Source organism: Zhaonella formicivorans, assembly GCF_004353525.1.
Lineage (GTDB): Bacteria > Bacillota > DUOV01 > DUOV01 > Zhaonellaceae > Zhaonella > Zhaonella formicivorans.
In genome coordinates this window covers 335,638-349,067 of the sequence record NZ_CP085524.1, presented here as the reverse complement: position 1 = coordinate 349,067, position 13,430 = coordinate 335,638, and the positions used below count along the sequence as shown (strand labels likewise).

The window sequence follows — 13,430 nt, the reverse complement described above, 5'->3', positions numbered from 1 at the left end:
CAGCTCACTGCTTTTAAACTGCCAGCAGTTATTTGATCTTTTGCAAGCGGTCCGTAGGCGTTATCCCTGGCAGCCGTCCCCGTTTGGCAATTGCCTTGCCGCCCACTTCTTTTAAATCCATGGTCATATCAATTGGCGCAGCGGCAGAAATAAAACTGCCCACCCCGAAAGCATCGGCTCCGGCTTTCACCAATAGCTCAATCTTTTCCGGGTACAGCCCTCCTGAGACAAATATCTTCACATGAGGATAACCAGCCTGATCCAAGCGGAAGCGAACTTCTCTTACCAGCTCGGGAGTGACTCCTCCACGCTCGCTGGGCGTATCAAGCCTGATGCCATCCAATGCAGGCCCTAATTTTTCCGCCAAGCGCAAAGTTTCTTCTACTTCATCTTTAAAAGTATCAACCAGCATCAGCCGCTTGGCATCCCTGGGCATAAATTTATGGTAAGCCTGGGCGACCTCCAAGGTATCACCCACAATCAAAAAGATGGCGTGGGGGACTGTCCCCGAAGGTTCTTTACCAGCCAGTTTAGCTGCCAAAATACAACTGGCTCCGTCGGCCCCCCCTACCAGGGCGGCCCTTTCCATTACCGGCGCTACGGCCGGATGGACATGTCTTGCACCAAAGCAATACATAGGCTTGTCCCCGCAAGCTGCCTTGGCAATCCTGGCGGCGGTGGCCCAACCGCTGGAGCTGGCCAACATCCCCAACAGAACTGTTTCATATAATCCGAATTGATTGTACGGGCCGCTAATGCGCATTACCACTTCTTTGGCAGTAAAACTGTCGCCTTCCTGCAAAGACCAGATCTCCACATCTTTGTCCCGTAAGAGATTCCTTACTTCGTCTACCCCGGCCAAAATCCCATCTTTCCTGGCAAATATTTCCGCTACCACTTTGGTATCAGCTTTATTTAACTTCTCCAGAATTTCGTAGGTACGAACAAAATAAATATCTGTAGTTGCTCCCTCGAGAATCTCCTGATGTTCTGCAGAATAAAACCTGCGCGCGGGATCAATTTGAAAAGTGTTTACTCTTTCTAAGCTGCTAAATTCAGGCACTCATTCCACCTCTTCTGACTATGGTGAAAACAAAATAACTTACATGATACGACATCATCTATTCGTTATTTTTTCCAGAAAACCTTTTTTTAGCTAAAAAGAAAGTAGGGAACTTTACTAATTCGCCTACTTTTTGTACAGCGCAGAGTAAACCCGGTAATCGTGCAAGACCCGGAATACAAAGTCCCTGGTCTCTTTGAAAGGTATTCGCTCTATTTCTTCCAAGCTTCCCTGCCAAATGCCTTGCGCCAGCCAATCACGAACATTGCCCCTACCGGCGTTATAAGCTGCCAGGGCTGCCGGCAAATTTCCTTTAAACTCGTGCAGCAAGTTAGCCAGATACCAGCATCCAACTGTGATGTTATAGTCAGGATCGAACAAGTCTCCCTCGCTGTACTCAATCCCCATCTGTTCAGCAGCCCACCGGGCAGTATCCGGCATAAGCTGCATCAACCCCTTGGCCCCCCTAGGTGATTCGGCAGTAATGCGAAATTTGCTTTCCACCCTAATAACGGCAACAACCAAGTTAGGATCCAGGTCAAACTCCCTGGAATGACGCAAAATGCTGTCCCGGTAAGGAAAAGGATAAAACAGCCTCCAAAACCAGGGGATAGCAATTAGAATCATGGCCACAACAATGGCCACAGTAGTCATCCAAAACATCTTTTTTATTTTGCCAGGACCTGCCATCAAACCACTCCAAATTTTCGCTACCATTTCATTCTATGTGCGTTGCTATAATTCCATAACTATAAAGCATATTTTAACCATAGTTTTTCTACCTGCTCCAATGTCTGAGCTTTAGTACCTTCCGTGTTAATCACTTCATCAGCGTAGCGCAGCTTTTCCTCCAACGGCATCTGGGCCTTGATCCTGGCCAAAGCTTGTCCACGTGATAAATTGTCCCTGGCCATTAATCTCCTAACTTGAGTCTCCAAGCTGCAAAATACAACCCAAATTTGCTCCACCAGCCGATGAGCTCCCGACTCAATCAAAAGAGGGGCATCCAGTACAATTAATTTTGTGCCCCTGTCCTGCCTATATTCCTCAATTAATTCAGCTGAGCGGTTAAGGATGCGGGGATGGGTAACATGCATAAGAAAGGCTCTAGCCTCAGAATTATTAAAAACGATTTCGGCCAGAGTCTTTCTGTTGATTTCCCCTGATTCTAAAAGTATGTTTTGACCAAAATGAGATGTGATTTCTTGCCAGGCGGGTTGACCTTGCCTGACCACTTCTCTGGCAATTTGATCTGCGTCTACGAGCTTTGCCCCTAAACTCACCAGTTTTTTGGAAACTGTGCTCTTGCCGCTGGCAATACCGCCGGTTAACCCAACTACCAGCATCCAACCACGCTCCTCTTAGATCCGCATTAAACCTAAAACAATTAAAATTATTCCCGGCAAAACAGCACCTTTTTCGCCCATTGCTTTTAGGCCCCATCTTTGACCTAGGTATAAGCCGGAAGAAACAAAAATCAATTTAAAAATACCTACAAATAAAGGAACAAGCAAAAATTTCAACCCGGCTACCGCTGCTCCAAACCCTGCACCCAGGGCATCCATGGCTAAAGCCAAACCCAGTGCCAACGACTCCTTTACACTGATAATTCCGGAGCAATCAAAATCTGCTCGGATAGGCTCCCGCAGAATTTGGACCACAATTCCCAAGGGCTGAATTTTTAAATTTAGAATAGGCTTATTCTCCGTTGCAGTGGCCTTTTCCCAACCTGTAAGCTTGTTTTTTTCCCGGCGAAGGTTAGCCAGGGACTGCAGCAAAATCCAGGTACCCACGGCAACCATGATAACCGAACCAATTTTCTCTGCGAACGCTGGTGAAATTATCCCGGCAACCAGGCTGCCAAACAACATGGAAAGTGTAATAGCCAGTGTAGAGGTCAGACAAATAATCAGTAAAGATAAACCAGGAACCTGGACTTTGCGGATACCATAGGCCAAACCCACGCCAAACCCATCCAAACTGACTGCTAAGGCAAAAATTAGAGCATGCAAAAGTTCCACGGCAGATAAGCCCCCTATCCATATTGTCTTGCGCTAATAACTACAATATGGATAGGATGCTTTTGTGTTACAAATTCTCTGCACCTATTTTTGACAATTAGGACAGTAACAGGAGCTTCTTCCTGCCACCTGCTGTTTAATTAAAGGGCGTCCACATCTATAACAAGGTTCTCCTGCCCTGCCGTAGACTTTGAGCAACTCCTGAAAATTCCCGGAGCGACCGTCGCCATCAACATAATTGCGGACTGTGGTCCCCCTGTTAGCAATCCCTAACTCCAGCATTTTGCGGATACTATAGTAAAGCTGCTCAATTTCTTCCGGAGATAAAGTGTCGGCACCCCTTTCCGGATGCAACCCCGCATCAAAAAGTATTTCATCGGCATAAATATTGCCGATACCCGCCACAAAAGCCTGATTAAGCAAAAGCTGCTTCACTTTTCCCTTTTTACCGGCCAGTTTCTTGTAGAGCTCTTCCAGGGTAAACTCTTCCCCAAGGGGTTCCGGGCCTAATTCCCGCAAACCCCTGACCTTTTTAAACTCATCCGGACGAAGTAAATACATGGTTCCAAACTGCCTAATGTCGACGTAGCGCAGCTGGTGCCCATTATCTAACGTAAATGTCAGATGGGTATGTTTAAGCAGTGGTTCCTCCTGTTTGCTATAAATAAATTGCCCTGTCATCCGCAAATGGGTTACCCAAACATAGCCGGAGGCCAGACAAAAGAGCAGGTACTTTCCACGGCGCTGCAAGTCAACTATAGTCTGTCCCTCCAGGAACCTTGCGAAAAGCTTTGGCTCTGGAATTTTTATTATTTTGGGCATGTAAATATTAACTTGACGGATAGTCCTGCCCACAAGCCTCTTTTCCAAGCTCCTGCGTACTGTTTCCACTTCCGGCAGTTCAGGCATTGGGGTTCACCTCATGCAAGCACTTCCATATCATACCAGTTTGCACCAACTTTCATGTCTACTTTTAAAGGCACTTGGAGCTCATAAGCGTTTTCCATGGCCTGTTGAATAATTGCCTGTGCCTTTTCCAACTCGTTTTTAGGAACTTCAAAAATCAACTCATCGTGTACCTGCAAAAGCATAACCGTTTTTAATCCTGCCTCTGCCAACTGCTGATGTACTTTGAGCATTGCTAATTTAATTATGTCGGCGGCGCTGCCCTGAATAGGAGTATTCATGGCGGCCCGCTCCCCAAAACCGCGGATGTTCCGGTTGGAACTGAAAATGTCTGGCAAATACCTGCGGCGATTTAAAACAGTAGTAACGTAACCCTGTTCCCTGGCATGGAAAATTACTTCTTCAATGTATTTTTTTACCCCTGGATAGCGGCTAAAATAGAGAGCGATGTATTCCTGGGCCTCTTTTCTGGAAATCCCCAAGTCGCGGCTCAAGCCAAAATCACTGATGCCGTACACAATGCCGAAATTTACCGCTTTGGCCCGGCGACGCATATCCTTTGTTACCTCATCCATAGGCACTCCGAAAACTTCGCTAGCCGTCCTGGTGTGGATATCCTGGTCCTTGATAAATGCATCTTTTAAACCCGGATCCCCGGCAATATGAGCCAAGACCCGCAGCTCAATTTGCGAATAATCGGCAGCAAGTAAAAGATGGTCCGGGGTGGAAGGAATAAAAGCTTTACGCAGGCGCCTTCCTGCCTCCAACCGGATGGGAATATTCTGCAAGTTGGGTTCCGTGCTGCTGAGCCTGCCGGTGGCTGTGATTGTTTGGTTAAAAGTTGTATGCACCTTGCCTGTCTCAGGGTTAATTAAAGCAAGCAGCCCATCAATATATGTGCTTTTTAACTTGACTAATTGCCTGTACTCCAAAATTTTAGCTACAACTTCATGCCTTTCCGCCAGTTCCTCCAATACTTCGGCGTTTGTGGAATAACCTGTTTTTGTTTTCTTCAGGGGGGGAAGGCCCAACTTTTCAAAGAGAATAACGCCGAGCTGTTTAGGTGAATTGATGTTAAACTCTTCTCCCGCCAATTCATAAATTTCCGCTGTTAAGGATTCTATCCCTTGAGCCAGTTCCTGACCCATGCTTAAGAGCTGCTCTTTGTCAAGCTTAACCCCCTGAAGCTCCATGAGTGCCAGCACTTCCTCCAAAGGCAGTTCAACATCGGTATAGAGCTTATCCATACCTGTCTCATTCAGCTTTTTATCCAGTATTGTATCTAGCTTAAAAATTACCTGGGCTGCTCTCGCCACTTCTTCTTCCGGCTGCTCAACCGGAACCAAAGGCTTATTAAGATATTCCAAACTTAAGGTCGGCAGTTCATAATTAGGCGCAGAAGGATTGAGGAGATAAGCTGCCAGCATCGTGTCACGTCCTCTTGCTTTAATTTCTACGCCACGCTTTTTGGCCAGCACCAAACAGCTCTTCAAATCATGGGTGACAAGCTGTTGCTGGTGCTTGCCAAATAAGGCAGTTAAAATTTCTCGTATTTCGCTTGCGTGCAGGGAACCACAGTTTAAACCAACGTTTCCGCCAGCCCAAGCTACGCCAATTGCTAAAATTTCAGCTTTTAGATAATCCCTTTGGTCTAAAGCGAGGTAGCAGGAAATTTTTTCGTCCTTAATGTTTTCCAGCAGTCTCAACATCTCCCGGCATTCGGACAAATATGTTACTTTTAGTTCCGCTGCTTTTGCCTCTGGTTCTGCTGCACCTACCTTCATTTCAGCCAGGACATCTTTCAACAGGCTGTTGAATTCCAATTCTTTAAAGATTTCGAGTAATGCGGAATAATCCGGCCCTTGCCAACGGAATAAATCGAATTCGATTTCCAAGGGGACAGCGCAATTAATTGTCCCCAATTCCTTGCTTAAGAGCGCCTGTTCCCGGTAAGGCTGAATTTTTTCAGCCATTTTCCGGTTGGAAAGCCCGTCCAAATTCTTTAGCAAGTTTTCTATACTGCCGAATTCCTGCACCAATTTCACTGCAGTTTTTTCTCCTATTCCCGGAATTCCGGGAATATTGTCGGACGCATCTCCCATCAGCCCTTTCACATCTCTTAGTTGCAGTGGCTCCAATCCATATTTCTCCTGGATTATAGTCCTGTCAAAAACGTCCAGGTTGCTGATGCCTTTGCGGGTGATCAGCGCCTTCGTCCGGGCAGTAACCAACTGTAAAGCATCCCGATCACCGGTCACAATCATGGTCATGAGACCTGCCTGCTCTGCCTTCCTGGCAATAGTGCCAATCAGGTCATCGGCTTCGTAACCTTCGAGTTGCACAGCGGCAATTCGGAGAGCATCAAGGATCTGCCAGATTAAAGGAAACTGAGGTTTTAATTCTTGGGGAGTTGCTTTCCGGTGCCCTTTATAAGCCTCAAACTGCTCATGCCGAAAGGTTTTGCCCTTGTCAAAGGCAACCACCACATACTCCGGTCTTTCAGCTTTTAGTATTTTTAAAAGCATGGTAGTAAAACCATAAGCAGCGTTGGTAAAAACCCCCTTACGGTTAGTTAAAAGGGGCAAGGCATAAAAGGCACGGTGAGCCAAACTATTTCCGTCTAATATGATCAGTTTGTTGTTAGATTTCATAGGCGTACTCCTTAAACCCTTTCGTTCGCAGATATTATGGCCAAAAAAAATTATCCCAACTCTTAAAAAATTCGGTGTGCAGGAAATATTTCCTGCACACCGACCGTTGCCTTAGAAAACTAGTTTTGCAGATAGATTTTTAAAACAACATTACCGCCCAGCAGTTCTTTTAAAGTTGACTGGATGTAATTTAGCTCCTGGCGGAGATTTTTTAATTCCTCTTCAGATTTAGTTTCCGTTTGCTGGTCAGGCATTCTCTGCTCGTTTTCCAGCAGCTTGATTTTTTGGGAGAGGTCCTCTTCCTTGCTCCGAAAATCAGCCACCAGCTCAGAAATATTTCGGCTGTTATTCTCTATCGAAAGCGGATAACCGTATTTTTTTAATAATTCTAGAGTTTCCGCGAGCCTTGCTTGAGGTAAACTAAGGGAAATAGAGTTGGGACCCGTATTCAGCAAGAAACCGCCCTGTGAGTACACCAGTTTTTTCAGCTCGCTCTTAACCCAGGCTGTATCCTGAACTTGTAGCTGCACATTCCAGGTAACTACCAGGCTGTCAGCTGCGCCTACCTCGGCAGTTTTAAATTCGGGAGCAGGAGCTTGTTTTGCTGTTTCCTGTCTTTCCCTGAAACTACCATTTCGGTTATTGAGGTTCTTATTTTCGGCAGGAGCATGAACAGCATTATTTTGTTGTTGAATAGTTGTACCTGGAACAAAGTCTTTGGCCATAATCTTGGCCGACTCCTCTCTGGCAGGGGCAACGGAGGCTGTAACCAGACTAGTTTGTTCCCGTTCGTCACCCGGTTCCCGGAGCTTAGTTTTTTTCACAGCGACCTTCACTTCTTCTTGTTCTTCAACTTTGGGCTCCTCTTTAGAAGTATTTTCAGCGCTGGGAGAACCGTCGGGTACAGCACTATCAAAAACTTCTCTCTCTTGCCCGCCTGGGGGGTGCAGTTCACTTTTGTTTTGTTTATCTGCCTCATCGGCAGCCTGAGTGCCTGCTGCCGATTGGAGCACCATACCGCTGTTGGGCATACTGGTAAACGGTGATAAAACATTTAAAGAAACCACAAACAATAGAATAGCTGCCGCTACGGCTCCCAAAGGAAACCACTGCCTGCTACCCATTTGTTTATACCAAGGGCGCCTGCCCTTGAAACTGCTTAGCCTGGCACAAAGCTTGGCATGAAAGTCGGCTGGAGGGTCGAGCTCCGGCAAATTGCGTATTGAGTTAATTACTTCCTGTAATTCGACCAATTCTTGACGGCATATATTGCACATGCTTAAATGCTTAGTTACGGCTAAAGCTTCAGCAGCAGCCAATTCACCGTCAATATAGGCCGAAAGCATATCTTCAATTTCCCGGCAGTTCATAATTCCACCCCCCCTTTCACCTGATTAGACGAGAGCCTTCTACAAAATGTTCCCGTTTGGCTAACAGTGTTTCTTTCATAGCTTTACGCGCCCGGTTCAGCCTGGACTTAACCGTACCTAGGGAACACTCCAATGTTTCGGCTATTTCTTCATAACTGAAACCTTGAATTTCCCGCATAACTAAAACTTCCTTATATTCCGGCGTCAAGCTGTTTAAAACTTTTTGGATCAGTTCCTGCTTCTCTTTATTTTCATAGACTATTTCCGGAGCATACGTCCAATCTTCTGCCTGCCGGTTTATTTCCCCTTCTTCGGTAAAAATGGGCGCATCCAGGGATACCAGTTGTCCTTTTTTTCTTCTGCGCAACTCATCCCGGCAAACATTAGCTACAATATGATAAATCCAGGTTTTAAATGAAGCTTCGCCCCGAAAACGTTCAATAGATTTATAAGCTTTAATCAAAGCCTCCTGGGCCAAATCACAAGCATCTTCATGACTGCCCATGAAACGGTAGGCAATTGTATATACCTGCTTTTCATATTTTAACGCTAACTTTTCAAAGGCCTCGACACTACCTGCCTGACATTTGGCAATCAACTCCACATCATCTATTTCCAAAGTCAAGGCCTCCCTTCTACGCACAGTTTATCATTAATTATGACGAATATTTTTCCCGTGAAGTTCCATCAAACCGTTTTTTTTAAATTTCGTAACTAGCTGTCGGTTTTCCTGGCAAAAGCAAACATTTTTTGCTGGAATAATCTGTAGCAATTGCTTAGTACGGATTTACAGACTTAACGAATGTCACCGGGTCTTTAAAGCCTTTAAGAAAACTCACAAAAGTGTTACAGCCGGAAAATCTTATGCATACAATAGTTATTAACTCTCACAAAGGAGGGAGCCAAAATAATGATCTCCAATGCCGAAATGACCTTGAGGTTGGTTTTGGCGCTTGTCGTAGGTATTCTGGTCGGTTTTGAAAGAACAAAAAAAAATAAGCCCGCGGGGATTAGAACACACGCCTTAGTATGCATTGGCTCGGCGGTTTTTACTTTAGTTTCGGCTTACGGCTTCCACGATTTTGCTACAATCAGATCAATGGATCCTGCCAGGATTGCAGCCCAGGTAGTAAGTGGTATAGGCTTTTTAGGTGCAGGCATAATTTGGAAAGAAGGATATAACATCCGTGGGCTTACCACTGCAGCAAATATCTGGATTACTGCAGGCTTAGGAATGGCGCTTGGTTCGGGATTGTACTACCCGGTTTTTGTCAGCGTAATCTTGATTTATGTAGCCTTAAAAATTAATGATGTACTGAAGAAATTCGGCATCATTGACTATGATTGCAAGGAATAATTGGCTTAAACACTGCCAAGTTTTTATTTTGGCCAAAGTTTAGTAGGCCAGAGAACGCCATGGCCGGGATTTGTAAACATAAGTTCCGGCTTTTATACTTAATTCATCAGCTACTTTTTGGGCCTTAACCAAGATTTCTTCTTCATTTACATTCAATATCCGGCCCTGTTCCAGCAGAATTTCTCCATTCACTATGACCGTTTCCACATTGTTCTGATTAGAGGAGTAAACCAGAGTGGACACTGGATGGTGCATAGGTACAGCTTTAACGCCGGATAAAGGATTAAAAATGAACATGTCTGCTTTTTTGCCAATTTCCAACGAACCGATTTCCTCTTCCAGTCCCAATGCCCGGGCCCCATCAATCGTAGCCATTTCCAAAACTTTCTCAGCCGTGACGATGGTAGGATCCAGATGATGCACTTTGTGCAGTAAGGCAGCCAGCTTCAATACTTCCAACATATCATTGGAGTTGTTGCTTGCAGCGCCGTCGGTAGCCAGACCTACGGTTACCCCGCTTTCCAGCAGCCGTGGAACCGGAGCCACTCCCGAAGATAAATACATGTTGCTGACAGGGTTATGGGAAACTTTAGCGTCAAAATATTTGGCCATGCGAATGTCATGGGGAGTCAAATGGACGCAATGCACCATCAGTACATTCGGACCTAATACGCCTAATCTTTCCATAACCTCCATATCCCACCTGCCATGAAGCTTCCGGGAAGCGTCCCTGTCAAAAGGCGTTTCTGAAATATGTACCGTGATCCCCACTTTATAGGTTTCAGCTAATCGCTTGCTCATTAAAAGGGATTCTTCAGTGCTCAACCAAACGGCTGCCGGAGCTATCCAAATTTGTATTTTCCCATCGTTGGTATTATGATACTTTTCAATTAAACGGCAGCAGTCTTTTTCAATGAAGGAGGTTTCTTCCATCAAGGCTTCAGGAGTACCGAACTCCAGCCCGTTATCCATATATCCTCTGCCTAATATTCCTCTGATACCGGTAGTTTTAAAGGCTTCAATTACTGCGTCTGATAATTCGGGCATAGGATGGGCATGCATATAATCTAGGACTGTGGTGGTTCCACTGTGGAGGCCTTCCAGGCACCCTAACAGAGCACCATAATAAGCCTCTTCAGGAGTGAGTTTAGCAGCGCTGGGAAACATAACTTGGACCAGCCAATCGGATAAAACCCGGTCATCTCCAAGTCCTTTGAGCAGACTCTGAAACAAGTGGTTATGAGTGTTGATTAGGCCGGGAAAAACTGCTTTCCCTGCTGCGTTAATCGTTTTTTTAACCTGAGGATATTTCTCTTTAATGATGCTGCTTTCCCCGAGATCAATAATTCTTCCATTGTTTATAGCTACAGCGCCTTCTTTAATGATTTCTCTCTTTTTGTTAACAGTTACAATAGTACCACCACAGATTAGCAGCTCAATCATCTAATCACCTCATCAGTATGAAATACAGCCTCTCCCAAACAATAAGTCAGGATTAGGAGAGGCTTTTGTTTCAATTCATACAGCTCCGCTATTCTTAAAGAGACTGCAACTGGCCGTAAAAAGTTTCTAAACTGCGCTCCAGTTCTAAATAAGCTTGGTAATATCGTTGGTAAAGGGCCGCGTTGTCAGGATTAGGCCGGATAATTTCTTGGACCGGTAGCCACTCCTCCTGAATGGTCTGAAAACTGGGAAGCAAACCTAAGGAAAAACCGGCAAAGTAAGCTATACCAAGTGCCGCTCCCCCTTTCGCCTGATACTCCACCGGAAAATCCAAAACATCGCTGATAATTTGCCGCCAGAGGGCGCTCTTAGCACCTCCCCCTGCAATCACGATGCGTTTTGCCTTAGCTCTAACCGGTTCAAAACCTTGCTTTAAACCAAAGGCAATACTCTCCAACAAGGAGCGGTAAAAATGATGGCGGCTGTGGTTGGGGGTGACTCCGCAAATAACACCTTTAGCCAGAGGGTTTGGCGCTGGAGCCCTTCTCCCCATAAAATGGGGAAGAGTGATTAGCTTCCCCGATCCTGGGGGTATAGCCGCCGCTTTCTCGTCTAGAGAAGCATAATCAAACCCCGGGGGAGCCATTTCATTCTTAAACCACTGCAATGCTTGACCGCAAGAAAGTACGTTGGCCCCAAATTCTACGGCTCCACCTTTGTCGCTGATATGAACAGTGGCAGCCAGTTGTTCCAATTCCCGGTTACACATGATCTGCGTACCTGCCGTACCTAAGTAAATCATCATCTCTCCCGGATGAATTACACCATTGCCTAGAAGCGACGTATAAGAATCGCCCGTTCCGGCTATTACTGGGATACCTGCAACCAATCCTGTTTGTTTTGCAGCCTCCGGTGTTACCTCACCGATAATAGCGGTGGCCGGGTAAGCAGGGGGCAATAATTCTTCATTTACACCTAATGAGCGGCATTTTTCTGTCTCCCAGCTGCCTGTTTCGCTTGCAAAAATTCCTCCAAAAATATTAGCCGTATCTACATCACAGCTAAACCGACCGGTTAATTTAAATACTAAATAGCTATGGGGGTTTAAAATGGAAATAGTATCGCGGTAGTTTGCCGGTTCATTTCTTTTATACCAAAGCAGCTTAGGAAGAACTTGTTCCAAAGTAATCGGTTCTTTTAAAAGTTTATTGACTTCCTGCAGCTCGTTAATCGCCCGGTTATCAGAATAAAGAATAGCATTTCTAACCGCTTTTCCATCCTGGCCCACCGGACAGAGGGTAGGCACTAGGCCGGTTATTCCTATCCCCGCTATTTGTTGGGGCGCTATACCGGAAAAGCTGAGCATTTCTTTAACTATCGCCTTAAAATCACCCCACCAGTTATTTTCCGCATCATGTTCTGCGCCGCCGGGGACAGGACACAAGATAATATGCTCACGCTGAGCTTTCGCCGCAATTTTACCATCACAATCCACCAGAATACCTTTGGAACTGAGGGAACCAACATCAAATCCAAGCAAATATTTTTTCATCAACATCACCTGCCTGGGGAACCCAGTTATTTAAAACAGCAAAACAACACGGTAAGTATCAGGTGATAAGGCCCTTTCAAAAGCATATTCCACTTTCTCAAAGGGAATCCGTTCAGAAATCAAATCCTTCACATTTACTAACCCCTGGGATAAAAGGGCAGCTGCTTCCCTAAAGCTTTCTTTAGTATGTTTAATGGCTCCGGTAATCACAATTTCATCGTAATGAACATCGTTAGGGTTAATACTGATAGGAGCGGCAGGGTGGATAGAGCCGTACAGCACGATGGTCCCACCTTTCGCCAACAGCCTGATCCCCTGCTCTACAGCAGAAGTACCTCCGGCAGTAAAAAATACAGCTTCAGCCCCTCTGCCCTGAGTAAGGCTTTTTACTTCTTTTTCCAGCCCTTCATCAAACGGGTTAAATACGTAGTCAGCTCCGCTCTCCAAAGCTTTCTTTCTTCTGGCCGCATCGGGTTCACTTACTATAACCCTGGTTCCCTGTAATTTCGCCAGTTTCACGTGCAATAAACCCATAATACCAGCGCCCAGGACCACAGCTGTATCCCCAAATTTGAGATTGGCCTTTTGAATGCTGCGTATGACACAGGCCAGCGGCTCCGCTACCGTGCCTAAAGCATAATCTAAGTCGGAGGCAACTTTATAAACTTCATAACCCTTAGCTACCATGTATTCGCTAAAACCTCCGGGACCCCAGAAATCCCCTGGTTCTGATTTTTCGCCGGCATTGATGCACAGATGGTCCATGCCCTTACGACAAAAATGGCATTCGCCGCAACGAGTAAGGCTGGCTACAACTACTACATCGCCCGGTTTTACATCATTTGCTACTCGGGCACCAACTTTTTCGATGACGCCGCAGATCTCATGCCCTCCAAGAAAAGGGTATGCCTGCTGAACACCTTTATAAAACCTTTGTTCAAAGGTGCAAATACCGCAAGCTTTTACTTTAACTAAGACCTCATTGGGTTTGATTTCTGGAACTGCTGTTTCCCTAATTTCTATGCTTTTTGGTGCAGTTATTACCGCTTGTTTCATTTACTTTGCCC

12 protein-coding genes are annotated in these 13,430 nt (G+C 45.6%); 1 reads left to right on the top strand and 11 read right to left on the bottom strand.

What is annotated here, in order from left to right:
• Positions 1–28: 28 nt before the first annotated feature.
• The 8 genes from EYS13_RS01735 to EYS13_RS01700 form a co-directional block, all read right to left on the bottom strand.
• Positions 29–1,063, bottom strand: coding sequence for a nicotinate phosphoribosyltransferase (locus EYS13_RS01735; RefSeq protein WP_227765347.1), 1,035 nt, complete (start codon positions 1,061–1,063; stop codon positions 29–31).
• A gap of 126 nt (positions 1,064–1,189) precedes the next feature.
• Entirely contained in the window at positions 1,190–1,753 is a 564-nt protein-coding gene (locus EYS13_RS01730; RefSeq protein WP_227765346.1) for a lytic transglycosylase domain-containing protein, read from the bottom strand.
• 59 nt (positions 1,754–1,812) lie between these two features.
• Positions 1,813–2,409 (bottom strand): dephospho-CoA kinase, encoded by a 597-nt coding sequence (gene coaE, locus EYS13_RS01725; protein ID WP_227765343.1) that lies wholly within the window; start codon positions 2,407–2,409, stop codon positions 1,813–1,815.
• Positions 2,410–2,424: 15 nt separating this feature from the next.
• The gene (ytaF, locus tag EYS13_RS01720; RefSeq protein WP_227765341.1) at positions 2,425–3,084 is read right to left on the bottom strand and encodes a sporulation membrane protein YtaF; all 660 of its coding nucleotides are present in this window, start codon (positions 3,082–3,084) and stop codon (positions 2,425–2,427) included.
• Positions 3,085–3,168: 84 nt separating this feature from the next.
• Positions 3,169–3,993, bottom strand: coding sequence for a DNA-formamidopyrimidine glycosylase (gene mutM / locus EYS13_RS01715; protein WP_227765339.1), 825 nt, complete (start codon positions 3,991–3,993; stop codon positions 3,169–3,171).
• Between the two features lie 11 nt (positions 3,994–4,004).
• The gene (gene polA, locus EYS13_RS01710) at positions 4,005–6,641 is read right to left on the bottom strand and encodes a DNA polymerase I (protein ID WP_227765337.1); all 2,637 of its coding nucleotides are present in this window, start codon (positions 6,639–6,641) and stop codon (positions 4,005–4,007) included.
• Between the two features lie 119 nt (positions 6,642–6,760).
• Complete coding sequence (locus EYS13_RS01705; RefSeq protein ID WP_227765335.1) at positions 6,761–8,011, bottom strand: zf-HC2 domain-containing protein; 1,251 nt, start codon at positions 8,009–8,011, stop codon at positions 6,761–6,763.
• Positions 8,012–8,027: 16 nt separating this feature from the next.
• On the bottom strand, positions 8,028–8,630 hold the full coding sequence (locus EYS13_RS01700; protein ID WP_227765333.1) for an RNA polymerase sigma factor: 603 nt from the start codon (positions 8,628–8,630) through the stop codon (positions 8,028–8,030).
• A gap of 291 nt (positions 8,631–8,921) precedes the next feature.
• Here EYS13_RS01700 and EYS13_RS01695 point away from each other — a divergent pair, with 291 nt between their 5' ends.
• Positions 8,922–9,368, top strand: a complete 447-nt coding sequence (locus EYS13_RS01695; protein ID WP_227765331.1) for an MgtC/SapB family protein — start codon at positions 8,922–8,924, stop codon at positions 9,366–9,368.
• Positions 9,369–9,407: 39 nt separating this feature from the next.
• Here EYS13_RS01695 and EYS13_RS01690 read toward each other — a convergent pair whose 3' ends face one another.
• The 3 genes from EYS13_RS01690 to EYS13_RS01680 form a co-directional block, all read right to left on the bottom strand.
• Complete coding sequence (locus EYS13_RS01690; protein ID WP_227765329.1) at positions 9,408–10,811, bottom strand: amidohydrolase family protein; 1,404 nt, start codon at positions 10,809–10,811, stop codon at positions 9,408–9,410.
• Between the two features lie 94 nt (positions 10,812–10,905).
• The gene (locus EYS13_RS01685) at positions 10,906–12,363 is read right to left on the bottom strand and encodes an FGGY-family carbohydrate kinase (RefSeq protein ID WP_227765326.1); all 1,458 of its coding nucleotides are present in this window, start codon (positions 12,361–12,363) and stop codon (positions 10,906–10,908) included.
• A 30-nt stretch (positions 12,364–12,393) separates the two neighbouring features.
• The gene (locus EYS13_RS01680) at positions 12,394–13,419 is read right to left on the bottom strand and encodes a zinc-dependent alcohol dehydrogenase (protein WP_227765325.1); all 1,026 of its coding nucleotides are present in this window, start codon (positions 13,417–13,419) and stop codon (positions 12,394–12,396) included.
• Positions 13,420–13,430 lie beyond the last annotated feature (11 nt).

Bases quoted from the DNA above. Each gene is read 5' to 3' on its own strand.
- EYS13_RS01730 (WP_227765346.1), bottom strand. From the start codon at position 1,753: ATGGCAGGTCCTGGCAAAATAAAAAAGATGTTTTGGATGACTACTGTG.
- coaE (WP_227765343.1), bottom strand. From the start codon at position 2,409: ATGCTGGTAGTTGGGTTAACCGGCGGTATTGCCAGCGGCAAGAGCACA.
- mutM (WP_227765339.1), bottom strand. From the start codon at position 3,993: ATGCCTGAACTGCCGGAAGTGGAAACAGTACGCAGGAGCTTGGAAAAG.
- polA (WP_227765337.1), bottom strand. From the start codon at position 6,641: ATGAAATCTAACAACAAACTGATCATATTAGACGGAAATAGTTTGGCT.
- EYS13_RS01705 (WP_227765335.1), bottom strand. From the start codon at position 8,011: ATGAACTGCCGGGAAATTGAAGATATGCTTTCGGCCTATATTGACGGT.
- EYS13_RS01695 (WP_227765331.1), top strand. From the start codon at position 8,922: ATGATCTCCAATGCCGAAATGACCTTGAGGTTGGTTTTGGCGCTTGTC.
- EYS13_RS01690 (WP_227765329.1), bottom strand. From the start codon at position 10,811: ATGATTGAGCTGCTAATCTGTGGTGGTACTATTGTAACTGTTAACAAA.
- EYS13_RS01685 (WP_227765326.1), bottom strand. From the start codon at position 12,363: ATGAAAAAATATTTGCTTGGATTTGATGTTGGTTCCCTCAGTTCCAAA.
- EYS13_RS01680 (WP_227765325.1), bottom strand. From the start codon at position 13,419: ATGAAACAAGCGGTAATAACTGCACCAAAAAGCATAGAAATTAGGGAA.